At 40.6% G+C, this 22,970-nt stretch carries 22 protein-coding genes; 20 read left to right on the top strand and 2 right to left on the bottom strand.

The features are described 5' to 3' along the window. The first annotated feature begins 142 nt into the window (after positions 1-142). From WJR50_RS13990 to WJR50_RS13965, 6 genes are all read left to right on the top strand, one after another. Positions 143-685, top strand: coding sequence for a pyridoxamine 5'-phosphate oxidase family protein (locus tag WJR50_RS13990; protein ID WP_341293915.1), 543 nt, complete (start codon positions 143-145; stop codon positions 683-685). 250 nt (positions 686-935) lie between these two features. Next, positions 936-1,304, top strand: a complete 369-nt coding sequence (locus WJR50_RS13985) for a DMT family protein (protein ID WP_341293914.1) — start codon at positions 936-938, stop codon at positions 1,302-1,304. A gap of 116 nt (positions 1,305-1,420) precedes the next feature. Next, positions 1,421-1,864 carry an RrF2 family transcriptional regulator gene (locus WJR50_RS13980; RefSeq protein ID WP_341293913.1) on the top strand — a complete coding sequence of 148 codons (444 nt, stop codon included), beginning with the start codon at positions 1,421-1,423 and terminating at the stop codon, positions 1,862-1,864. Positions 1,865-2,057: 193 nt separating this feature from the next. Next, positions 2,058-3,854, top strand: a complete 1,797-nt coding sequence (locus WJR50_RS13975; protein ID WP_341293912.1) for an SLC13 family permease — start codon at positions 2,058-2,060, stop codon at positions 3,852-3,854. 234 nt (positions 3,855-4,088) lie between these two features. Next, complete coding sequence (locus WJR50_RS13970; protein ID WP_341293911.1) at positions 4,089-4,406, top strand: PepSY-like domain-containing protein; 318 nt, start codon at positions 4,089-4,091, stop codon at positions 4,404-4,406. A 100-nt stretch (positions 4,407-4,506) separates the two neighbouring features. Next, positions 4,507-5,148, top strand: a complete 642-nt coding sequence (locus WJR50_RS13965; RefSeq protein WP_341293910.1) for an alpha/beta hydrolase — start codon at positions 4,507-4,509, stop codon at positions 5,146-5,148. 57 nt (positions 5,149-5,205) lie between these two features. On the opposite strand, the gene WJR50_RS13960 is transcribed toward WJR50_RS13965, so the two are convergent. Beyond that, positions 5,206-5,604, bottom strand: coding sequence for a MotA/TolQ/ExbB proton channel family protein (locus WJR50_RS13960; RefSeq protein WP_341293909.1), 399 nt, complete (start codon positions 5,602-5,604; stop codon positions 5,206-5,208). Between the two features lie 184 nt (positions 5,605-5,788). Between WJR50_RS13960 and WJR50_RS13955 the strand changes: the two genes are divergently transcribed. The 14 genes from WJR50_RS13955 (at position 5,789) to WJR50_RS13890 (ending at position 22,108) form a co-directional block, all read left to right on the top strand. Further along, positions 5,789-6,586: a LytR/AlgR family response regulator transcription factor gene (locus WJR50_RS13955; protein ID WP_341293908.1), complete on the top strand. Its 798-nt coding sequence runs from the start codon at positions 5,789-5,791 to the stop codon at positions 6,584-6,586. A gap of 150 nt (positions 6,587-6,736) precedes the next feature. Then, entirely contained in the window at positions 6,737-7,270 is a 534-nt protein-coding gene (locus WJR50_RS13950) for a dihydrofolate reductase family protein (protein ID WP_341293907.1), read from the top strand. A gap of 102 nt (positions 7,271-7,372) precedes the next feature. Then, positions 7,373-7,852, top strand: a complete 480-nt coding sequence (locus WJR50_RS13945) for a GyrI-like domain-containing protein (protein ID WP_341293906.1) — start codon at positions 7,373-7,375, stop codon at positions 7,850-7,852. A gap of 227 nt (positions 7,853-8,079) precedes the next feature. Then, on the top strand, positions 8,080-9,462 hold the full coding sequence (locus tag WJR50_RS13940; protein WP_341293905.1) for a Gfo/Idh/MocA family protein: 1,383 nt from the start codon (positions 8,080-8,082) through the stop codon (positions 9,460-9,462). A gap of 973 nt (positions 9,463-10,435) precedes the next feature. Beyond that, positions 10,436-12,133, top strand: coding sequence for a glycoside hydrolase family 13 protein (locus WJR50_RS13935; protein ID WP_341293904.1), 1,698 nt, complete (start codon positions 10,436-10,438; stop codon positions 12,131-12,133). A 391-nt stretch (positions 12,134-12,524) separates the two neighbouring features. Then, positions 12,525-12,935 (top strand): hypothetical protein, encoded by a 411-nt coding sequence (locus WJR50_RS13930; RefSeq protein ID WP_341293903.1) that lies wholly within the window; start codon positions 12,525-12,527, stop codon positions 12,933-12,935. 92 nt (positions 12,936-13,027) lie between these two features. Beyond that, complete coding sequence (locus WJR50_RS13925) at positions 13,028-13,576, top strand: REP-associated tyrosine transposase (protein WP_341293902.1); 549 nt, start codon at positions 13,028-13,030, stop codon at positions 13,574-13,576. Positions 13,577-13,818: 242 nt separating this feature from the next. Continuing rightward, positions 13,819-14,886 carry a ribosome small subunit-dependent GTPase A gene (gene rsgA, locus WJR50_RS13920; RefSeq protein ID WP_341293901.1) on the top strand — a complete coding sequence of 356 codons (1,068 nt, stop codon included), beginning with the start codon at positions 13,819-13,821 and terminating at the stop codon, positions 14,884-14,886. A gap of 608 nt (positions 14,887-15,494) precedes the next feature. After that, positions 15,495-16,205: a hypothetical protein gene (locus WJR50_RS13915; protein WP_341293900.1), complete on the top strand. Its 711-nt coding sequence runs from the start codon at positions 15,495-15,497 to the stop codon at positions 16,203-16,205. A gap of 27 nt (positions 16,206-16,232) precedes the next feature. Further along, entirely contained in the window at positions 16,233-17,690 is a 1,458-nt protein-coding gene (locus tag WJR50_RS13910) for a tyrosinase family protein (RefSeq protein ID WP_341293899.1), read from the top strand. Between the two features lie 23 nt (positions 17,691-17,713). After that, complete coding sequence (locus WJR50_RS13905; protein ID WP_341293898.1) at positions 17,714-18,418, top strand: hypothetical protein; 705 nt, start codon at positions 17,714-17,716, stop codon at positions 18,416-18,418. Between the two features lie 44 nt (positions 18,419-18,462). Then, positions 18,463-18,921 (top strand): DUF1569 domain-containing protein, encoded by a 459-nt coding sequence (locus tag WJR50_RS13900; RefSeq protein WP_341293897.1) that lies wholly within the window; start codon positions 18,463-18,465, stop codon positions 18,919-18,921. A gap of 147 nt (positions 18,922-19,068) precedes the next feature. After that, positions 19,069-20,355 (top strand): sulfatase family protein, encoded by a 1,287-nt coding sequence (locus WJR50_RS13895; RefSeq protein ID WP_341293896.1) that lies wholly within the window; start codon positions 19,069-19,071, stop codon positions 20,353-20,355. Between the two features lie 118 nt (positions 20,356-20,473). After that, positions 20,474-22,108, top strand: a complete 1,635-nt coding sequence (locus tag WJR50_RS13890) for a carboxylesterase/lipase family protein (protein ID WP_341293895.1) — start codon at positions 20,474-20,476, stop codon at positions 22,106-22,108. 82 nt (positions 22,109-22,190) lie between these two features. Here the strand turns inward: WJR50_RS13890 and WJR50_RS13885 are convergent, their stop codons facing one another. After that, the gene (locus WJR50_RS13885) at positions 22,191-22,904 is read right to left on the bottom strand and encodes a sulfotransferase domain-containing protein (protein WP_341293894.1); all 714 of its coding nucleotides are present in this window, start codon (positions 22,902-22,904) and stop codon (positions 22,191-22,193) included. Positions 22,905-22,970: the final 66 nt, after the last annotated feature.

Here is a 22,970-nt window from a genome sequence, read left to right as displayed (position 1 = left end):
AAACCCGGATTAAGAAATTGATATGTTTATCATGCTTTAGACTTTCAAGGTAGTAGACGAGCTTTTTGCTTTTTTGGTAGGGAATTAATGCTTAAAAGGCTACTTTTCTCAGCGCAAAGCATTACATAAAATTTTTGTCTCCATGGGAATGAAGCTTGAAAAAATTTCTCCGGAATTAGAAGCCTTTATACGAAAACAAAAAATTTTCTTCGTCTCCACTGCTATGGCAGAAGGACGTGTCAATCTGTCTCCCAAAGGTATGGATACCTTCAGGGTTTTAGGACCTAACAGAGTCATGTGGCTTAACCTTACCGGAAGTGGTAACGAAACAGCTACGCATCTGAGAAGCAGCAATCGCATTACTGTTATGTTTTGTGCGTTTGAAGGCAAGCCTCTGATTTTAAGATTGTATGGTACTGCTCAGGTTTATCACCCCAGAGATAAGGCTTGGGAGGAATACATTGGTCTCTTTCCCAAACTTGCAGGCAGCAGGCAATTGATTGATATTCAGGTTGAGCTGGTCCAATCTTCCTGTGGAATGGCGGTTCCCTTCATGGATTATCAGGGAGAAAGAGAATCTCTAAAGGCTTGGGCAGAAAAAAAAGGAGAGGAACGCCTTCATGATTACTGGCAGGAAAAAAACACTATAAGTCTGGATGGACACTCTAGCGGTATCCTGGAATAAATCGCCTGATTGTAGCTACGCATATGAACCTTAGTGTCAGTATTGCAGATGAACAACTTTTTGTAAAGTATAGCATCACTTTAGTATCACATTTTTGACCTCATCAGATACTGTGGTTTGCTAACCTAGCCTTAGGCTTTGCAATCAAAATATTTCTTCTGAATATGATGATGTATTAATGCTATGACTTGCTATATTTCCTGGCTTTTGTAGTACCAATATTCATTATTCACATCATCCTAACACCTTAATGAAAGGAATTTATGCTATTCTTCTCCTGGTTTTGTCAAATACATTCATGACAATAGCCTGGTATGGACATCTCAAGTTTAACGAGCTCAAGGGCTTTAGCAGATTAGGCCTGTTTTCCATCATATTGATCAGTTGGGGAATTGCTTTCTTTGAATATTGTTTTCAGGTGCCGGCTAATAGAATTGGCTATAAAAATCATGGTGGGCCATTTTCATTGGTAGAGTTGAAAGTGCTTCAGGAAGTAATCACGCTGGTCATTTTTACAATATTTACCCTGCTCGTTTTTAAAAATGAAACCTTTCGCTGGAATCATCTGATTGGCTTTGTCTTTTTGGTATTGGCTGTATTTTTTATTTTCAAAAAATAAGTTGACATCAAGAATGATCATCTGGATTTTTTTTGTTTAGCACAGTTAAATTGTGTTTTTTTATCCTTTATCAGTGTAGATACTCAATCATTTCAACACAATCGCTGACTTATATTATGCTTTCAAAAAAAGCCAAGTACGGAATCAATGCTCTCGTATACCTTGCTAAAAAGTATGAACAGGGCCCGCTGCTGATTGGAGATATTGCCAGGCACGAAAATATTCCCAAAAAATTTCTGGAAGCCATATTGCTGGACCTTAAAAATGCCGGAATTCTTGGCAGCAAGAAAGGTAGAGGAGGAGGATATTACCTTATCAAATCACCGGAAGATGTGAATATGGCTGAAGTGGTTCGCTTGTTTGATGGAGCCATCGCATTTCTGCCTTGTGTTACGCATCGCTATTACGAACGCTGTGATGAGTGCAAAAATGAAAGGATTTGTGGTATCAGAAGCTTGTTCAAGGAGGTACGCGATCAGACTGTCAATTTGCTGAAGAACAACACCTTATCAGATATCATTGCCAGAGAAGAGGCCATTATAGAACAGGAAGATGACTGATTAAATTTTTTTGCCTAATAACTCTACTAAAATTATAGACTTTGTATATATTTGTATTTCACTTACTGATATTTACAGTGACAAATTAATTGCATTTTTCCATACCTATCATGAGGAAGAATGAGAAGCGTGCATTCTGTTTTCCTCTCCATTTCTTGATTCTCCGATTCTCAAACATTTATCTATTCCTCAGATGACTGCTGATGCTATCATTGTGCTCATCGTCCTACTTACAGCTATCATATTATTTGTAACCGAACTTTTGTCGGTAGATCTGGTAGCCGTGCTTATACTGCTAACCTTGACTTTTACTGGGGTGATTACTGCCCAGGAAAGTGTAGAGGGTTTTAGCAACTCTGCTACTGTTACAGTAGCTGCCATGTTTATATTAAGCGCTGCCTTACTCAAAACAGGAGCATTGCAAATGGTAAGTATACATTTGGCTACTCTTTTTAAGAAGAGTTACTCATTAGGTTTGATCGTGATGATGCTGTGCATTGCTTTGATCTCAGCATTTATCAACAATACACCTGTGGTAGCGGTAATGATTCCCATTGCGATACAGGTAGCAAAAGCGGCCAATGTGCCTCCTTCCAAACTGCTTATGCCAGTTTCTTTCGCTTCCATTTTTGGGGGAACCTGTACTTTGCTGGGAACTTCCACCAATGTAGTTGTAAGTGGCGTGATGGAGCAAAGTGGACTAGGACCCATGGGTATGTTTCAGATGACTTCTATGGGACTTGTTTTCTTATTGGTGGGTATCTTGTTCATGATCAGTATAGGATATCGTATGCTGCCAAATCGTTATAGTCCAGAGAATCTAGGTGAAAAGTTTGGTATACAGGATTATGTGACGGAGATAGAGTTGCTGGATGGGGCGCCTTCAGTAGGCAAAAGGATTATGGATTCACCCCTCACCAAAGAACTAGGCATGGATGTGATTGAAGTGAACAGAGCAGGAAGCTCCTTTGCACTTCCTCAAGGCGACATGGTACTTCAATCACATGACCGATTGAAAGTACGCTGTGATGTAGAGAAAATTAAATCCCTCAAAGATAAAGAACAGTTTGCCAGTCGCCCTACCATGATGATTGGGGAAGATGGACTTACGCTTCGCGATATGTCGCTGGTGGAAATTGTGATTCCCAAAGGCTCTGACTTTGAAGGCAAAACACTGAAGCAGATGGACTTTCGCCGTTCATTCCGTGCTATTCCTTTAGCCATCAAACACCGGGAGGAAGTGATCCATGCTAACCTGTATCAGGTGCAGCTACAGGCAGGAGATGTACTGCTGGCGGAAGTGAAAAAGCACCATATCCCTAACCTTAAGAAACAGTTTGGAGGAACCAAAGCACCATTCATTTTACTTTCTGAAAACAGCCTTACTGACTTTGACAAACGAAAGTTTGCCCTTACTCTGCTTACCCTGCTTGCTGTGTTTACTATTGCCACACTAGATCTGCTTCCCATTATGACTTGTGCCATTGGAGGAGCTGTTGTACTGGTTATTACGGGTTGTATTCAGCTGGATGAAGTATATGAAGCCATTGAATGGAAGGTTATTTTTTTGCTAGCAGGTGCTTTGTCCTTAGGGGTGGCCATGGAAAAAAGCGGTCTTGCAAATGTCATTGCCAATTCGCTTGTAGGAAACCTGGGGCAGTGGGGGCCTGTGGCCATCGTGTCTGGTTTATATCTGTTTACTTCTTTGTTAACCGAAGTGATGTCAAATAATGCCACGGCAGCATTACTGGCTCCAATTGCCATCGTTACTGCTCAATCACTAGGCTTAAGCCCAACCCCCTTTTTGATGGCTATTACGTTTGCGGCTTCGGCGAGCTTTATGACACCGGTGGGTTATCAGACCAATACCATGATTTATGCGGCAGGGCAATATAAGTTTATGGACTTTATCAAAGTGGGTAGCTGGCTAAATATGATATTCTGGCTCCTGGCTACACTTTTGATTCCCTTGATATTCCCATTTGCTTAAAGGGAAGAATCCAAAAAGTATGATGCTGAGGTGAAATTTGTAGAATAAAACCTCATTTTGAGTATATATTCATTCATTGAAACACAACTACTATTTTTATCTCACGCTTATCAATTTAAACATAAATTACTGAATATAAGTGATTTGTGAGTGAATATTTTATTTGGCATACTTATTACTAGGATAGGAAGTGTAAATCAAATACATATTTTTTTAACATTAAATTTTTTAAATATGAAACGTAGAATCATCGCAGTAGCAGCACTAGCAACTTTTTCATTTGCAAGCATAGGAGCTAATGCACTTCCTGTAAAGGGAAATGATACTAAAATAGAGGTAGTGACAAAAGCAGAACGTAAGGAAATCAAATATGAAGATCTTCCTGAAGAAGTGAAAAAAGCTTTTGAAGAATCTCAATACAGTGAATGGGAAGTATCTAAAGTAGAAGAAGTGGAAGCAGAAACTGAAACACAATATGAACTGACCATTACGGATGGTTCTCAGTCAGGTATACTAGCCTTTGACGAGAATGGTGAAATGGTACAGGGTTAATCATACCATAAAATTTTTCATGTAGGTTTTCATGAGTCTATTGACTCAATGAGCAAAGCCTGCTCCTTTAAAGGAGCAGGTTTTTTTATCTTTACTGCTTATGAAAATCTATGCTATAGCAGGCTTGGGGGCTGACGAAAGGGTTTTCCAAAATATAAGTCTGGATTATCCTGTCCACATGATCAAGTGGATTGATCCCAAACCTAATGAGAATTTGGAAGAGTATGCTTATCGTATATCTATTCAAATTAACACGAAAGAAGACTTTGTATTGATAGGCGTTAGTTTTGGGGGAATGCTAGCCATTGCATCACAAAAATATCTACACCCTAAACTGACTATTCTGATTTCCTCTGCCCGTAATAAATATGATATACCCATATTGTTCAGATGGATAGGAAAGACAAAATTTTTAGAGTTAATTCCTCATTCCTGGATGAAACTCCCTAAAGGGCTTGCAATATGGCTGTTTGATGCTCGGCAAAAGGAATTGTTATTAAGCATAGTAGAGGATTCAGATTTGCATTTTCTAAAGTGGGCACTGATAGCTATATCACGTTGGAAGGAAGAGCAGATTTATGATGTCCTGAGCATTCATGGTACTAAAGATAAGCTTATTCCTTTTCCTAAAGGGGGGGGAGCAATTCTTATAAAGAATACAGGACATTTTATGATTGTGGACAATGCAGAAGCATTGAGCAAAATTTTAAATGAAAATATTAAAAATATCAAAAAAGAATAAGAGGCCTGTTTCAACGGTATGATAGATGAAATTAAGCCCCTCTTAACTTAAACAATATTATTGTAAAGCTTTGTTAATGGATTGCACACGATTCAGCCGCACATTCAGGCCCAGCCAAAGCAGATAGGACGCTAGAAAAATAACCAGCCCATACATGCTTGTGATGGAAGATACCTTCAAACCTGAATACAATAAGCCGGGAGAGATATCTCCGGCCGCCTCAATGGCTGAGAACATATCGTACAAACCTAAGGACTGGCTGAATATGCCGAATACCAATCCAAATAATCCCACCGACTTGATGTAAGTGATTTGACGACGCATCCGTAAGTAGTCTTTTACCTGATTTGAGAAAATCTGTATCGCTGAAACTGTTGCGATAGATAAGGCTACTAAGAATATGAGCGTCAGAATGCCCATAAAGATGGGGTCTCCGGTATAAAATAAATCAATCATTTTGAAATTGTTTTGTTGTACATCTTACCCTACAAAAGTAGGCCTTATGCACGGTTGCAGACAATGTCATATCCGGACGAAAAACAGTTATTCGTCGACTAACTTACCATTGAAAAATAAAAATGAGCATTTTGCTGCGCATATAGAATATGTATTGTTAAAATAAACAGAAAAAGACCAGTACATGCAATACCTGAGTTGGAATGTAGGCAAAGTCTATAGCAGCCTGATGAAGAGATTAAATCATATCGTATTCTGGGTACTCATTTTTATACTGTTAACATTTATCTTCGGCAGTTTGTACGGCAACTTTAGGGAAGCCTTCTACTTCGTGGCCATGCTGTTGCCGGTGGTCGTAGGTACTTCTTATTTTTTTAGCTATCATCTGGTGCCCCGATTTCTGCTGACCAAAAAAACTTTCAAATTCATCCTTTATTCCGTCTACATGTTGGTCATTTCTCTCTATCTGGAAATGGTCGTTATTACTTTATCCTTCATCTACATTGCCGATTTCCAGTACGAAAAGCTGCTACCCCTCGCTATCAATGTACCGGTCCTGGCGATTACCCTCTATTGTATTGTCTTTCTCTATAGTTTTATGCTTCTGGTCAAACGTGCTATGATGCATCAGAAAAAGATGCAGGTAATGACAGAAGAACAGAAGATGCAAAAAGAAGATTATCTTCTCGTTCGTGCCGACCGCAAGATTAATAAGATACTGAGGGAGGATATTGAATACCTGGAGAGCCTGGGCGATTATGTGAAAATCAATACTTCTACTGCTGCTCCCATCCTTACCAAAGAAAAAATCAGTAAACTCAGTGCCAGCCTGCCCGATACTTTTCTGCGCATACATCGTTCATATATCGTCAACATGCATAAGATTGATGCCTATACCAAAGAACAGGTGCAGATCAATTCAGTACAACTCCCCATCAGCCGCACCTATAAAAAAAACGTCTGGAATGCATTGAATGGCTAGTTTGGATAATCATGTAGTGCTTTAGATGTTCTCACCATCTCAGGTGATGCTATTACTTTTTCCCTGAATCTTGATTGCCTCTAAACAGCAATTATCCTAAATTTAACGACATTTCTCCAAAAGATGGTTTAACCTAAAACTACTACTGACTTGAGAAATATCGTGTACTATGTGGCTTCCTCTCTGGATGGCTATATCGCGGGAGCCAATGAAGATATCAGTACCTTCGTAGGAGAGGGTGCAGCCGTGGAGCAATACATGCAGGACCTACAAGCCTTTGATACGGTCATCATGGGAAAACGTACTTACGAATTCGGCTATAAGTTTGGCCTCAAGCCCGGACAAGCTGCCTATCCTCATATGGAGCATCATATCTTTTCTGATAGTCTGAGGCTGGAAAATGCTGATCCCAAAGTGCATGTGCACCCTCCCCGGCTGGAAATCATCAAAACACTAAAGCAGACTGAGGGTACGGACATATACCTTTGTGGCGGGGGCGTTTTCGCCGGATGGCTGTTGGAAAATGAAATGATAGATTTCCTCAAAATTAAGCTCAACCCCATTACGCTGGGAGAGGGCACTCCTCTTTTGGGAGGTGTGAAGAAGCAGACAAAGAATCAATTGACAGAAGTACAGGAGTTTGAGCACGGATTACTGATACTGACCTACAAAATTATGTATTAGTTGGACCTCCAACGCTTTCTCAAATTTTGCTTAGTATCCTTGAGCACATTTGCAGGATTTTCAATAATTTAAGGTCAGTGAAAACAACCTAATGCAAATACCATGAACCTGACCCAAAATCCGCAAATCATTGAAGTCGCTCCTTTTCAGATCATCGGTATCAGTCTCAGCACTACTAATGAAGGAGGCAAATCTTCCCAAGATATCGGTATGCTCTGGCAACGCTTCCATAGTGATAAACTTGCTGAAAAAATACCCTACAAAGATGATGATACAATTTATTCCCTCTATACCGACTATGTTTCAGACTATCAGGGAGAGTTTACCTCAATTATCGGATGCAAAGTAAGTGCCCTTGATAATATCCCTTCGGATATGATCGGTAGAAAATTTCATGGAGGGAAGTACCGTAAGTTCACGGCCAGCGGTAAACTACCTGAAGCCATTGCTACCGCATGGAGGAGCATCTGGGAGCAGGATAAAAGCCTCAACCGCGCTTATACTACTGACTTTGAAGTATATGATCAGCGCTCCGCCAATTTTGAACATGGAGAAGTGGATATTTTTATTGCTGTAGAATAGAGTTTTAAAGAATTAATAATGATGAAAAAATGACGCTCAAATCCTACAACAAGGAAACTGCATTTACCTTATCAAAAGGCTGCACTGTGAAACTAAGCCGAGTATATGCCTATTCCTCCCCTGTAATTCAGCCGTTTTAAAATCACTCAAGTTTGTCCTCATCCTTTGAGTTTTAAGGATTAATTTACAAATTGTCTTGTGCAATCGTTTGTATAATTACTAATATCATGAAAGACAACCGAAGAACCTTTATCAAAAAAGCCGCACTGGGGACTACCGGCCTCACCCTAGCCAGTACACCCTTCGCCTTCAGTGCTAAAAGCTACAATTCAATTATGGGAGCCAACGATCGTGTCAATATGTGCGTGATCGGAACAAGAGGACAGGGTTTTGGCCACCTCAGAAGATGGGCCGGAATGGCTGAATCAGAAAACGTACATGTCAAAACCATCTGCGATGTAGACGAAAACCTCTGGGCCGAAAGAGTACAGGCCGTAGAAGAAATTCAGGGCAAGAAGCCCGGAACTGAGGTAGATATGCGCAAAGTATTTGATGACAAAGATATAGACGCGGTTTCCATCGCTACTCCTAATCACTGGCACGCTCTGGCTACCATCTGGGCGGTGCAGGCAGGTAAAGATGTGTATGTAGAAAAACCCTGCTCACACAATGTTTTTGAAGGCAGAAAAATGATTGACGCTGCCAGAAAATACAATAGAATCGTGCAGGTAGGTTTTCAAAACCGCTCCATTAATAATGTACGCAAAGCCATGCAGTTTCTGCACAATGGCGGAATAGGTGAGGTGTATATGGCCAAAGGCTTATGCTACAAACCCCGTGACTCTTTCGGCATCGCCCCTAATAGTGAGCCGCCACAAGGATTCCATTACGATATGTGGCTCGGACCCGCAGCCATGCGTCCGTATAATGAGAAGAAAAGTCATTACAACTGGCACTGGCATTGGGATACCGGCAATGGCGATATTGGTAATCAGGGCCCTCACCAGTTTGATGTCGCCCGTTGGGGAATGAATAAGAATGAGCATCCCGTAAAAATAACCTCTTCCGGTGGTTATTATAAATACGGTCCCAAAGAATGCAGTCAGGAAACCGCCAATACACAGACTGCTGAGCTGCAATATGCCGATGGCAAGATCTTACAGTTTGAAGTGCGTGGCTTGTATACCGGAGGCGAAGCTGATATGGGCGTGAAGATTGGTAACCTCTTCTACGGTACTGAAGGCTGGATGGAAGTAGATGGTGGTACCTGGAAAACTTATTTGGGAAGAGACAATGAACCTGGTCCAAGCTCCGAGAGTGAGGAAGAGGGCACCGATAAGGTAGTGGATTACCTGGCGGCTCCGGGTAGTGGTGGACATTATGCCAACTTTATCTCCGCTATTCGTTCCGGTAACAAATCAGACCTGACCTGCGACATTGAAGAGGGCTATTATTCTACTGTACTTCCGTTGCTTTCCAATATCTCTTATCGTCTGGGCCGCAGCCTGGAGTTTGATGGCAAGAAAGAGAAGTTTGTCAAAGACACTGAAGCCGATAAGATGCTCAGCCGTGAGTACAGAAAGCCCTATGTGGTAGAAAATAATGTGTAAAAATAAGTAGGTGAAACTTTTCTCACAAGCGGATGGAGACCAAAAGGGTATTCATCCGCTTTTTTGATGTGGATAGATTAGCAGGATAGGTTTAAGTTTTTATTCCTTTACGAGAAAAACCAATCCATTCTGTCATTCAGAACGGGTAATGAACTAGCTTCATGAATAAAGAATATTCCGTACTCACTCCTCCATGTCATCCTGGAAGGAACTTTTAAATTTTGAAATGGAAAGTGGTTTTCTTATATACATATTATGTCATGGGGAGGATGTTTTTTTATAGAATAAGAAGGATAGAAGTTTGCGCAAAGTCTTCATAAAGCAAAAAGTACCCATAAAAATCTTACCTTTTCTAAAGCCGGTAAATCATCTCTATAGAAAGACCAAGTCAGGCTTCGGTCGTAGTTTTTGAAAAAGAGGGGGTACTTCCGAAGTACCCCTCCCCACTTCAAAACCTCAAGCTTGAAGTTCAGAACTTCAAATTTGCAGTTCCGAACTCCAAATTCCGAGTTCGGAAGTACCCCCCCCTACTTCAGAACTGCAAACTTGGAGTAAAAAGGTGCAAGCGCGGAGTTAAGAACTTCAACGCCGAACCTTTGAAGTACCCCCCTGGACTTCAAAACCTCAGGCGAGATGTTCAGAACACCAAAAGAATACTTCCGAACATCAAATCAATATTTCCAAAGTTCAAAACATGGGTTCGGAATATCTGAGTAGAAGCTAAGAACATATCAATAGAAGTAAAAAACCATAAAAAGGCAGTTTACAGGACTGGCTTCATTGCAGGCAGAAAACAGACAGAAGTCCGGTGATGCATTGTCAGACCCTTAAAAAATATCAGCGAAGTTATGATAAAAAATTTATCTTAGAGAGGAACAGCCCATTGATCAGCAAGCATTGGCTCAAACTAATTACACCTACAACCTCCTGAAAGATGAAGTCCCTATTAATTACCTTATTCAGCCTCCTCTTGATGAGTAACTGCACTAATGAAAATGAAACTGTACTAGAACACCAGGACATTGACACAAAATGGTGGAAGGAAGGCATTATCTACCAGATTTATCCCCGTAGTTTTAAAGATACCAATGGAGATGGTATTGGTGATTTAGCGGGAGTCATAGAAAAGCTGGATTATATAGAAAGCCTGGGCGTGAATATGGTCTGGCTCAATCCTATTTACAGTTCCCCCAATGCCGATAATGGCTACGACATCAGCGACTACCGCAGTATCATGGATGAGTTTGGGGATATGGAAGACTTCGATCGTATGCTAGCTGGTTTGCATGAAAGGGAGATTAAATTTGTGATGGATGTGGTGGTCAATCATAGCAGTGATCAGCATGAGTGGTTTCAGCAGTCGCGCAGTTCTCGTGATAATCCCTATCGCGATTACTACCATTGGTGGCCTGCCGAAAAGGGAGAGCCCAACTACCGCTATAGCCTCTTTGACCCTGAAGGTAATGCCTGGAAATACGATTCCCTTACCGATGCCTATTATCTGCACTATTTTTCGGCACAGCAACCCGACCTCAACTGGGAAAATCCTGAAGTAAGACAGGAGGTATATGACATCATGAAGTTCTGGGCGGAGAAAGGAGTGGATGGCTTCCGTCTGGATGCTTTTCAGTATGTTTCCAAAGACACCACCTTTCCCCCGCTGCCGGAAGGCTATGAAAAAGATGTGATCCAATACTATGGTATGGGACCCAATCTGCATGGCTACTTGAGAGAAATGTATGATGAAGTATTAAGTCAATACGATGTGTTTGCGGTTTCCGAAGGAGCCGGTAGCACATTTGAAGACGCGCATTCGCTGGTAGATGCAGATCGTAATGAATTGCAGATGGCTTATCATTTTGAGGGCATGGATGTCGGCCACAGCCTGGATGGATATAAGTTGTCCGAATTTAAGGAAGTATACACGCAGTGGGATAGTGCCTTTGCCCATGAAGGGTGGATTTCCATCTTCCTTGCCAATCATGATGTACCGCGTATGGTTTCCAAGTTTGGTAACGACAGTCCGGAGTTCAGGGCAGTTTCTTCCAAGATGCTCAACACCTTTATTCTAAGTATGCGAGGAACACCTTACTGCTATTATGGAGATGAATTGGGCATGACCAATATTAGCTTTGACAGTATAGAACAGTATCAGGATATCGCTGCGATTAATGGTTACCAGAAAGTATTGAATGAGGGTGGTGATATAGATGCTTATATGACAAATCTCAAATTTTTGTCAAGAGATAATGGAAGAACCCCCATGCAGTGGGATAGTACAGCGCATGCCGGTTTTACAGATGGCACGCCATGGCTGCCGGTCAATGAGAACTATACCGAAATCAATGTGGCTGACGAAAATGATGACCCCAATAGCTGCCTGAACTATTTCCGGGAGATGGTAAAGCTCAGAGAAAAACATCCTGTATTCGTATATGGTGATTATGAGGTTGTGCAGAAGGAGCATGAGCAGGTCTATGCTTATACCCGGACTTTAGGTGATGAGAAAATGCTGGTGCTGCTGAATTTTTCTCCTGAAGTCGCCGAGATCAGACTGCCGGAATACAATGAGTTGGAAGATGTATTGATTAATAATTACAACTCCCTCTTTGTGCAGGAAAATCTCGTCTCCCTCAGGCCCTATCAGGCAGTGATTTTTGCTTTGCAATGATTGCAGTTGCATGGGAAGGTTTACATTATCCTAAGTTTAAAGCGGTACAAGGAGTGGTAAATAACATGACGAATTTCCCGCTATGATAAGCACTTCAAGTCTGTCTATTGAATTGTATGCTTAGAGAAATCATCATGCCTGATATTCAAGCTAAAAGCTTGTAATATTTTACCCACAAGTTACCGCTCCGCTCAAACTTGCGGGAGGGCAATGAGGAAAGGTATGCATAAAAAATTATTCTTCTCACAAGCTACACTAATGCTAAACTTGATGAATAGAAAGGGTTCCTCTAGAATTTGACTTATGTAAAGGCTTTTAAAAATAGACTATTATACATAATTAAAATAAGTTATTTTTTTATTATATTTGTAAGTAAAAATGAAAAATAATTATGAAACACAATATATTTATATGTATTGTGCTATTAATATTTGCTTGTCAAAGTGATGAGGAGCAATTTCCAGTATCAGTGGTTTTTGGCGAATGGGTTGATGAAAGAGGTTTTTTCTTGACTTTCAACGAGGATTATACTTACTCCAGAATGTTAGGATATACTAAATACGGATTTTATGGATTAGGGGGTAGTTGGAGTTATCATAACAGTAGAGTTGTTTTTATTGATGGTCATGGTTCATCATTAGGTTTAGATAGCCTTCCCGCCTCTTTTTGGATGCCACCCAATGCAGCAAACGTACTTTCAGTAACTCAAGACCAGCTTATGTTAGAATTTCTGTACCAAGCACCCTTTCCAAAGAAGTATCATGGAAAAGACACAACTATCGTTTACAAGCGCAGAGAATAATTTAACCAGATTAAGAGACCAACCTACCGCAAGTTTAGCGTAGCGTAACTTGTGGTTATCATGCCGTAAGTTTAATAACTCACACATCCCCTATGAGCCGCAATTACAAAATCAGAGATCAGACTAAATTACATTTTATCTCTTTTGCCACGGTAAACTGGATAGATGTTTTCATTCGTCCTCAGTATAAGAATATCATCGTAGACAGTCTGAAGTATTGCATCGCACACAAAGGACTGGAAGTATATGCCTGGTGCATCATGAGCAGTCATGTACATCTGATCGTGGGTACCCAACGGCTTACTCTTGAAGATATGATCAGGGATTTAAAAAGACATACCTCCAAAGCTATATTAAAAGCCATAACCGAAAATCCTCAGGAAAGCAGAAAAGACTGGCTGCTATGGATGTTTGAAAGAGCAGGCAAAAGAAATCCAAACAATAAAAAATACCAATTCTGGCAACAATACAATCAGCCTATTGAACTATACAATAACCATATGATGCAACAGAAACTGGACTATCTGCACCACAACCCTGTAGAAGCAGGTATCGTCAGTGAGCCGGAACATTATTTGTATAGCAGTGCGATGGATTATGCTGGTGGTAAGGGCTTTGTGCCTGTACTATTCTTCGCTTAATGATCAAGCTGAAAGCTTGAAGCATTCTACCCACAAGTTACGCTATCGCTAAACTTGCGGGAGAGATGGATTATAAGCATTTGATTTATCAAGTGCTATATTCACAGCTCATCTTCACTAGCACGATGACAAGCCAAAATAACCAGTGGTAAACATGCCCCAAGTTTCTTAACTTGTACCAGGCAAATGAGCTGGATTGGCTAAGGTATTGCGTACAGAAAATAACATGAATTGAGAAAGTCATGGAACTTAAAGCATTAGGCTATAGTGGCCGTATTACAGAAATGATCAGGCCGGAAATGTGGGAAGCTTATACATTGGCCAGAGTAATCATTGAGCATAAGGAACGCTATACTGTACAATCTGTGGAGGGTACTTATACTGCTGAAATTACTGGTAACCTGAGGTTTTCCGCCAACAGCCGTCGTGATTTTCCCGCAGTGGGCGACTGGGTAAAGATAATGCCCATGGATGAAAGCACTGCCATCATCCTGGAAGTATTTCCCCGCACCAGCATATTAGAAAGACAGACGGTCGGAAAGCATGGAGAAGCTCAGCTTATCGCTACCAATATAGATGTAGCCTTTATTGTGCAGTCTGTAGGCCATGATTATAATCTGAAAAGGATAGAACGTTATCTTACCATTTGCCATGCTTCGCATATCACTCCTGTCATCATCCTGAGCAAGATTGATCTGATCTCAGAAGAGGAAGCTATGCAGTTGGAAGAGCAAATAAAAGCCCGGGTAAAAAATATTGAGGTGCTTAGACTTAGCAATGAGACCCACAAAGGTTTTGAGCAACTTCAAAGTCTCATGAAGCCCTACAAAACCTACTGCTTTCTCGGTTCTTCAGGGGTAGGCAAATCGTCTATCGTAAATCTTCTGAGTGGAAAAGAAGTGCTGAAGACCAGTGCTATCAGTAGCAGCACCAGCAAAGGTCGGCATACCACCAGCCATCGTGAACTGATGATACTTCCCAACAAAAGTATAGTGATAGATACACCAGGTATGCGTGAAATAGGAATGACCAATCAGGCGGAAGGGCTGGCCATGACCTATGATGAAATAGAAACATTGGCAAAAGACTGCAAGTTTAATGATTGCACCCATACGCATGAAGTAGGTTGTTCGGTTCTGGAGGCAGTAAAAGCAGGCGAAATCCTTGAGGAAGCCTATGAGAATTACCAAAAGTTAAAGCGGGAGCAAAGTCATTTTTCCAGCACAGTCCGGGAGAAGCGCCAGAAGAGTAAGGAGCAGGGAAAGCTTTACAAAGCTATTCAGGCTGAAAAAAGAAAGCGAAAGTATTAGGTTCAAGGACCAGCCCACCTTTTTCTAATGTGCATCAGGTTCAGTGCTTATTCACGCTATATATAAATGCCAAGAAAGGAGAAGGTAGAAGACAATCATGAGTATATAATCTGCTGCTACGTTTTTTAATAAGGATAAGACAAAAATTTTTTCAGATTACTCATCAAAAAAAAGTGCTAAATGATGAGGGGGGTGAACTTCTCCAGCCTGGCCTGAAAGCATTGGTAAAGAGAAAAATCTTGGTGAAGATTTGTCATTATAATCCCGGCTTTTAGTATTTATCAGAATCAGGAAATATCAGTTTTTTGAGAGGACAAAATTAATGTGATAATGACTCTGAATTTCGTGATATTTTCAAAATAAAAGTAAAACACTTACTCTAAACTTCTCTTAATTAAAGGGGGATAAGCTTACTTAAAAAAAATACAATACATAAATATTATACTTAATTTTTTACATATTCTAGTAATTGAATACTATAAAAATTAATTTATATTTGAATAATCATAAATAATAAAGCTGATGTCCGAGCTAATACATATCTTTTATCGGCAAGTAGTTTCTTGATTTTATGACAATCCTAAACTATAACTTTAAACAACAAAAAGATGAAGATTGCTGTGATTCAAATTTGTAACTTAGTAGTTACTTTTTTGTGTATTTCCAGTGCTTTTGCCCAGTCTCAGTGGGCAGGAGGAACGAGCAGTAGCGATAATATTTATAGAACCGGCAGAGTAGGTATTGGCCTGAGCAATCCTTCAACGCTGTTGCATGTTTCAGAAAGTGGACCTAACACAGTTGTAGCCATATTTAACAAAAGCGGTACTACCATGCAAAACACCAGGATCAGGTTTCAGTCCAACAATATCACCGGGCTGGAGATCGGGCATGAGAGTTCTTTCAGGGATGCTTACCTTAACCATGCTTACAGCTCAGCCAATAGGTTTCACATTAAGCTTAGAGGTAGCACCAAAATGACCATTCTGGAAAATGGTAATGTTGGAATAGGTACTACCAATCCACTGGCCCGGCTTTCGGTAAATGGAGGGATCAGAGCCAATGAAGTGCGGGTGATGACCGATATACAGATAGCTGATTATGTATTTGAAAAAGATTATCCCCTGATGCCTTTGCAAATGGTAGAACAATATGTACAACAGCACAAACACCTGCCGGAGATTCCTTCTGCTGTAGAAATCAAAGAAAATGGTATGGATGTAGCTGAGTTTCAGAATAAGCTCTTGCAGAAAATTGAAGAGTTGACGCTCTATATCATAGCGCAGGAGAAAAGGATTCAGGCGCTGGAAGCTCAGAAATAAGCTCAGGAATATACTATTTTCATTAAAATGAAAAAGGTTTACAAAACCATACTGGCTTTGTGGGTATTATGGATACCTGCAGCTCAGCTAATTTACGGGCAAAGCATACGCAAGAGCGTAACAGAAATGACCGAATCTGAAAAAGAAGCTTTGATAACCGCTTTTTTTCAGCTTAGGCAAGGGCCTGATCTGGTAAGTGATCTGGCTAGTTATCACAACGCCTTTATGTCGGGCATACATCGTAATTTGCCGCAGAATGATATATTTCTGGCCTGGCACAGAAAGCAAATGCATGAAATGGAGCTTGCGATGCAAAGTATCAACAGTAAATTAAGCCTTCCTTACTGGGATGAGACGCAAAGTAGTGGTGTTACTGATCCTATATGGGAAGAAAGTTTTATGGGGCAGTTCAATGCGCAGTGGAACCTTAACCGGGCATTAGGTGCGCAGATCAGATTGCCTAATAGTAATGATGTAAATCAGCTGATGGGGCTTACTAATTTTTACCAGAGTAGCAGTACATTAAGTTCTATGGACTTTTCGCCTCGGCTGGAGACTGCTGTCGTACATACCGGAGCACATCTTTGGGTGGGTGGAGTAATGGTGTCGGGTAGTTCACCCTTTGATCCGGTATTTTATCTGCACCATTGTTTTGTAGACAGGCTGTGGCAGAAGTGGCAGACTACTCACGGTACTTCAGCTTTTACAAGGACGAGCATGCCCCGTTATGATGGTGTGTTTACTTTTGATGGGAAAGTTCAGCCTGCCATTAATCCCAATGATATCGTAGATACCAGAAGCCTGGGAGTCTTCTACGCTGAAAATCATTTGGCGATCTTGGATCAATATCAGGTAAGTAATACCTATAGAGATGTGGAGGTTTTTTATTATCAGTATACCATACAGGCAGAAAACAATTTTGTGGTGCCGGCTGGTAAAGCAGCGCACTTTGAATCAGTAAGTGAGATTGTGCTAAAACCGGGCTTTGAAGCCAAAAGTGGAAGTACTTTTACTGCCAAAATTGATCAGGATAATGATATGAATACCTCAGCACGAACTATCCCGCTGGCACTGAAAAGTAAACCTTTTAACAACATCTATGGTGTTCATGTGATGGAGAATGCTTTTATAGACGTTCATAAACCTCATACTGACCATGACCATGGTCACCATGATAATGGTCACCATAAACATGGTATGCACGATGGTAGTCATCAGCATGAGCAGGGGGGACTGCAAATTTTCCCTAACCCCTCCCATGACAAGTTTACCGTTACATATCATGTGCATGAAGAAGAGGCTCAGGTACGCTTAACCATTTTCAATGGTGCCGGTAAAATTATGTACACCCAGGATGAGGGGCTTAAGAAAATGGGAGACCATCAGTTGATATTAGAAGGAAAAGTCGGTAGCCCGGGAATGTACGTGTGTGTGCTAACCATAGGGCATAGCAGTATAAGCGAAAAACTAATGATCACAGAATAAGTTTTTTCTTTGAACTGGCTTTTATGTTCATGATAAAATTCAAAATAGCTTTTTTCATAGGAATAAGTGTGATCGTGCAGGCCTGCGTACAGGAAGTAGAGACAGGAATTAATCAGCCCTGCCCTACTTCCTGCATTCAGATCCGGGGACAATTTACCACTGAAGATGGAACTGTTGGTATCTCAGGACTACCGGTAAAACTAAGGTGGGGAGTGTATGGAATGTTCAATGGGAAATCAAGAACAATCGCCAGCAGTAGTACGGATGATAATGGTTACTATGATTTTTCTTTTACGCCGCAAGAAGAAGAACTAGAGAAAGGTACTTTTACTGTTAATTTTGATCCTTCTTCTGAATATTATGCTGAGGAAAATTATTTTGAACTGTTTAACCTCAACCAAAAAGATACCACGGTCATCAGAAACTATCACATTCCACTGAAAGCCCGTTTAAAGATTGTAATCACTAATCCTGAGCAATTCACAGCTACGGACTATCTGCATTGTAGTGTGAGCTATCAGTTTGATGCACCAGAGCATAAAGCTTTTAAAGTAAGTGGAGCACTAGATACGAGGTATAACAATCAGAATGAATTCACCTTTGATGCAGCAGGGAATCAATATACTTATGTGGATATCCTGAAAAAGAAAGATGGTCTCCTGGAAAGTATAAAAGACTCTGTCCTTGTTGCACCTGCTCAGGAGTTGGTTTACGAACTACACTTTTAGTCACATAATTTCGTACATTCAGGTGAACTACTCAATATTCTCTTATGGCACTCCCTAATATCTTTGACAAAAACGTTGCTGAAGATGTAATAAGCAGGATTAATAAGCTAAAGCCTGATAATCAGCCACTTTGGGGTAAGATGAATGTGTCGCAGATGCTGGCCCATTGCAATGTTCCCTATGAAATGGTTTATGAAGATAAGCATCCCAAGCCCAATTTTCTGATGAAATTTATCCTGAAAACCTTTGTAAAATCAGGGGTAACCAATGAAAAGCCTTATAAACGAAATGCTCAAACTGCTCCCGCCTTTTTGATCAGGGATGAAAGAGATTTTGAGAGAGAGAAAAATCGTCTGATCAATTACATCCATAAAACTCAGGAATTAGGAGAAGCTCATTTTGACAATAAAACATCCCATTCTTTTGGTAATCTGAATATAAGAGAGTGGAACAATATGTTTTATAAACACCTGGACCATCATCTGACACAGTTTGGAGTCTAAAGAGCGGACTTAAATGAAAGAATAATAAATATGGTGATCAAAAAAGAAAACAACCTAAAAATTACAAACGTCAATCTGCTTTCAACATTGACTAAGAGAGGTAAGTACAAAAATATATGGGTTTTATGTTTAATTATAACAAGTCTTTTGTCCTCTTGCAGTTCAGGTCATGAAAACAGGCGACCCAATGTCATCTTAATCATGGCAGATGATATGGGCTATGAATGTTTGAGTACTTACGGAAGCCTCTCTTACCAGACACCTGTCCTGGATTCACTGGCAGCTCATGGTATTCGCTTTGAGCAGGCAGTATCACAACCGCTTTGTACCCCTTCCCGGGTCAAGATCATGACCGGGCTCTACAATTACCGTAATTATGATTATTTCGGACATCTGCAAAACGAAGCTTACACTTTCGGAAACCTGATGAAAGAAGCAGGCTATGCTACCTGCATCGCCGGAAAATGGCAACTAAATGGGCTGGCTTATAAAGAAGAGCTTACACACTGGAATGATGCCAACCGACCTCATCATTTTGGTTTTGACGAATACAGTCTCTGGCAGTTGACTAAAAGCAGAGGTGAAGGCGAGCGATATGCAAATCCTCTGATAGAGCAAAATGGTCAGGTACTGGAAAATGTAGAGGACAGCTACGGTCCGGATATTTTTGCTGACTTCATTCTGGATTATATAGAGCGAAAAAAGGACTCGTCCTTTTTCATTTATTATCCTATGGTTTTGGTACACGACCCTTTTGTACCTACGCCTGATTCTGAGAAGTGGGAGAATGAAGAGATGCGATACCAGAATGATACTGCGTACTTCAAAGATATGGTGGCCTACACAGATAAAATTGTGGGCAGAATCGTTCATAAACTTCGGGAGTTGGAACTTGATGAAAACACCATTCTCATTTTTACCGGAGACAATGGCACCCACCCTACCATATCTACCAAAACAGAAGAACGCTTAGTAAGAGGAGGTAAAGGTAATACCATTGATGCCGGTACGCATGTGCCCCTGATTGCATACTGGCCGGAAAAGATTCGGGAAGGTTTAGTCTATGAAAATTTGATTGAGTTTAGTGATTTTTTTCCAACATTGGCTGAGCTAGTAGGAAAACAAGTAAAGGCTGATGGAAAAAGTTTTTATCCATTGTTGAGTGGACAGGCACAGCAAGCCAGAGAAAATGCTTTTGTCCATTATGATCCAAGGTGGGGTGAGAATGTTAACCAGCATAGAAACCAGTTTGTAAGAACATTAGACTATAAGCTGTATCAGGACGGTAATTTTTATAATCTTAAGCAGGACATTCTGGAAGAAAATCCGCTGTCCGCAGCCAATCTTTCAGAAGAAGAAAAAAGGATCAAAGCCAGTCTGGAAGATGAATTAAATAAGCATCCTGCATGGAATATAGTGTCGGAAAGAAAATAAATAATTGTCTGCTGAAGTTATCTTTATATAAGATAAAACAGTGATTTATTCAGTGTTTTATAAGCCAGGTCTCAATTTTTAAGTAAATTGGTGGGTCAAGTTTAACAGAAACTTAATTATGAGAATAACAATCTATACCATAGGATTAATTTTTTTGATGAGTATATCTCTTATGGCACAAAGCGATAATAACACCTCCGTACGAACAAAGATAGCACAGGGCGTAATAGAAGGTTTTCATGATAATAATACGGATCTGGATTTATTTTTAGGTATTCCCTTTGCACAACCACCGGTAGGTGAACTGAGATGGAAAGCTCCTCAGCCTGCAGAACCCTGGGAAGGTATCATGGAAACTAAAGAGTTTGGTCCTTCGCCTGTGCAGACCAATGTGTTTGGTGACATGGAGTTTCGTTCTGATACTATAAGTGAAGATTGTCTCTATCTAAACGTATGGACTCCTGCCCTGAACAACTCAGAAAGTCTACCAGTACTGGTTTATTTTTATGGAGGGGGCTTTGTAGCTGGCGACGGTTCCGAGCCTCGTTATGATGGAGCAAGTATGGCACAGAAGGGTATGGTAGCCGTAACGGTGAATTATCGCTTAAATATCTTTGGCTTTTTTGCACATCCTGAATTGAGTGAAGAAGCTCCGTATCATGCTTCCGGTAACTATGGCTTATTAGATCAGCATGCGGCTTTAGAGTGGGTAAAGAATAATATTGCTGCCTTTGGTGGTGATCCTGGTAGAGTGACGATTGCCGGAGAATCAGCAGGTTCTATTTCGGTAAGTGCTCAGATGGCCTCTCCATTGTCCAAAGAGCTAATCGCCGGGGCAATTGGAGAAAGTGGTGCCGCCATTAACCCTACCCTCGCACCCGTTCCCCTGGACGAAGCTGAGAAGATAGGACAAGAGTTTGCTGAAAATGCCGGATATCAATCATTGGAAGAGCTAAGAGCCTTAAGTACTGAGGAAATATTTGGAGCATATAACGAATCCAAGCGCTTTGGTTTCCCCTCGGTTATTGATGGGTATTTTCTTCCTGAATCTTTACCGGAGATTTTCAGGGCAGGAGAACAGGCCCAGGTGCCCTTGCTTGTAGGGTGGAACTCTGCTGAGATTCCGGGCATGGCATTCATGCAAGGGCAGCCTTACACGGAAGAAAACTACATACAAAAAGTAAAAGAAGTATATCCTGAAGATTACGAAAGCGTCCTGGAGTTATATCCCCATAGCTCTCCTGAAGAAATAGAACTTTCAGCCACAGCATTGGCATCCGACAGGTTTATCGCTTACAGTACCTGGAAGTGGTTTGACCTGCACCGAAAAAATGCTGATCAGCCGGTTTACCGGTATCTTTATAGCAAGCTGAGGCCTCCCTTGGTAGATGAAACTTTGGAATCGGGATTGGCTGGCGGTACTGTCAAAAAAGATGAAAATACACCGGCACAACCAAAGCCGGTAGGAGCCCCTCATGCAGCAGAAATTGAATATGCTATGGGTAATCTGCCACTCATTGATGTGTATGCCTGGACGGCAGAAGACTTTAAAGTATCTGAAACTATGCAGAACTACTTTGCTAATTTTGTCCTGACCGGTAATCCCAATGGAAAAGGCTTACCTCAATGGCCGGCGGCGAAAGCGGCAGATGCTACGCCACCCGTTATGGTCATTGATGTAGAGTCTAAAGCAGTAGAAGCAAAGGATGACGATCGTTATCTGTTTTTGGATAAAGCATACAATAACGATTAATCAATCAGAAAATTTTAGCAACCAAAAAACCGACTTAAACTAGATTAAGTCGGTTTTATACTTTTAAGATTTAGCTTTATTGCTAAACCCATTTGATACCGTGATTGCGCAGATAAGTCTGGCAATTCTTTAGAGGTTCGTAATAGTTGTGTTTGGCAATGAATCGCATAAGTTTTCTACGAAAGTTCCGGTGGATTTCTATAATTTTCGGATGACGGGAGTATCTCTTTTTTGAAAGGTTAATTTTTCGTTTCGTTACTGGTAGCCCATAAAACTTTTCTATTTCGTTTATGGTCTTTTGGGGCTCATGTGTTAATTCTTTATATCCTAATAGAAGGGTATGTTCATCTTCATGCTGCGCCCAACCATCATAAAAATTTCTTAATTCGTCTAAGAAACCATTTCTTTCGGCCTTTTCTACCCACTCACCTTCAGTGAAACTGACTTTAAAACCGTTTTTTTCACGATGTATGCCTTTTATTGTACCTCTTCTGTATGATAAGAGAATATCGTAGGGGTTTCTTAGCAAAATTACTTTTTTAACATTTTTCAGTAACGCTACATGTTGCTCAGTAGGCAGTATGTGTTGTTTATAAAGCTTTCTATTATCCATTAAGATGGATAAATCACCTCTACTGAGCTTACAGGCATCATTATGATATCTGCTTAACTGAGGAAACCTTTCATCCGCTTGGTTGTTCTTGAAGTCTAATTGTCTTGAGGGTAGAGCGTGTAATTTACCAAAAGTATCCAGTAAGGAAGTACTTGCGCTTTTTGGGATAGAAATAATCAACATGGTTAAAAAATAGGTATATGCTAGAGTTAACTATTTTCTTAAAAATTTAGATAAGAGTCAATAGTT

It is taken from the genome of Catalinimonas locisalis (assembly GCF_038039535.1).
Taxonomy (GTDB): Bacteria; Bacteroidota; Bacteroidia; order Cytophagales; family Cyclobacteriaceae; genus Catalinimonas.
This window is presented reverse-complemented; position numbering and strand designations above follow the sequence as displayed.

What these genes read in the sequence shown, in the direction of transcription:
- WJR50_RS13935 (WP_341293904.1), top strand. Translation starts at nt 10,436, where the DNA reads ATGAGTAACTGCACTAATGAAAATGAAACTGTACTAGAACACCAGGAC.
- WJR50_RS13980 (WP_341293913.1), top strand. Translation starts at nt 1,421, where the DNA reads ATGCTTTCAAAAAAAGCCAAGTACGGAATCAATGCTCTCGTATACCTT.
- WJR50_RS13910 (WP_341293899.1), top strand. Translation starts at nt 16,233, where the DNA reads ATGAAAAAGGTTTACAAAACCATACTGGCTTTGTGGGTATTATGGATA.
- WJR50_RS13965 (WP_341293910.1), top strand. Translation starts at nt 4,507, where the DNA reads ATGAAAATCTATGCTATAGCAGGCTTGGGGGCTGACGAAAGGGTTTTC.
- WJR50_RS13885 (WP_341293894.1), bottom strand. Translation starts at nt 22,904, where the DNA reads ATGTTGATTATTTCTATCCCAAAAAGCGCAAGTACTTCCTTACTGGAT.
- WJR50_RS13990 (WP_341293915.1), top strand. Translation starts at nt 143, where the DNA reads ATGGGAATGAAGCTTGAAAAAATTTCTCCGGAATTAGAAGCCTTTATA.
- WJR50_RS13975 (WP_341293912.1), top strand. Translation starts at nt 2,058, where the DNA reads ATGACTGCTGATGCTATCATTGTGCTCATCGTCCTACTTACAGCTATC.
- WJR50_RS13960 (WP_341293909.1), bottom strand. Translation starts at nt 5,604, where the DNA reads ATGATTGATTTATTTTATACCGGAGACCCCATCTTTATGGGCATTCTG.
- WJR50_RS13925 (WP_341293902.1), top strand. Translation starts at nt 13,028, where the DNA reads ATGAGCCGCAATTACAAAATCAGAGATCAGACTAAATTACATTTTATC.
- WJR50_RS13890 (WP_341293895.1), top strand. Translation starts at nt 20,474, where the DNA reads ATGAGAATAACAATCTATACCATAGGATTAATTTTTTTGATGAGTATA.
- WJR50_RS13985 (WP_341293914.1), top strand. Translation starts at nt 936, where the DNA reads ATGAAAGGAATTTATGCTATTCTTCTCCTGGTTTTGTCAAATACATTC.
- WJR50_RS13900 (WP_341293897.1), top strand. Translation starts at nt 18,463, where the DNA reads ATGGCACTCCCTAATATCTTTGACAAAAACGTTGCTGAAGATGTAATA.
- WJR50_RS13945 (WP_341293906.1), top strand. Translation starts at nt 7,373, where the DNA reads ATGAACCTGACCCAAAATCCGCAAATCATTGAAGTCGCTCCTTTTCAG.
- WJR50_RS13905 (WP_341293898.1), top strand. Translation starts at nt 17,714, where the DNA reads ATGTTCATGATAAAATTCAAAATAGCTTTTTTCATAGGAATAAGTGTG.
- WJR50_RS13940 (WP_341293905.1), top strand. Translation starts at nt 8,080, where the DNA reads ATGAAAGACAACCGAAGAACCTTTATCAAAAAAGCCGCACTGGGGACT.
- WJR50_RS13955 (WP_341293908.1), top strand. Translation starts at nt 5,789, where the DNA reads ATGCAATACCTGAGTTGGAATGTAGGCAAAGTCTATAGCAGCCTGATG.
- WJR50_RS13930 (WP_341293903.1), top strand. Translation starts at nt 12,525, where the DNA reads ATGAAACACAATATATTTATATGTATTGTGCTATTAATATTTGCTTGT.
- WJR50_RS13970 (WP_341293911.1), top strand. Translation starts at nt 4,089, where the DNA reads ATGAAACGTAGAATCATCGCAGTAGCAGCACTAGCAACTTTTTCATTT.
- rsgA (WP_341293901.1), top strand. Translation starts at nt 13,819, where the DNA reads ATGGAACTTAAAGCATTAGGCTATAGTGGCCGTATTACAGAAATGATC.
- WJR50_RS13915 (WP_341293900.1), top strand. Translation starts at nt 15,495, where the DNA reads ATGAAGATTGCTGTGATTCAAATTTGTAACTTAGTAGTTACTTTTTTG.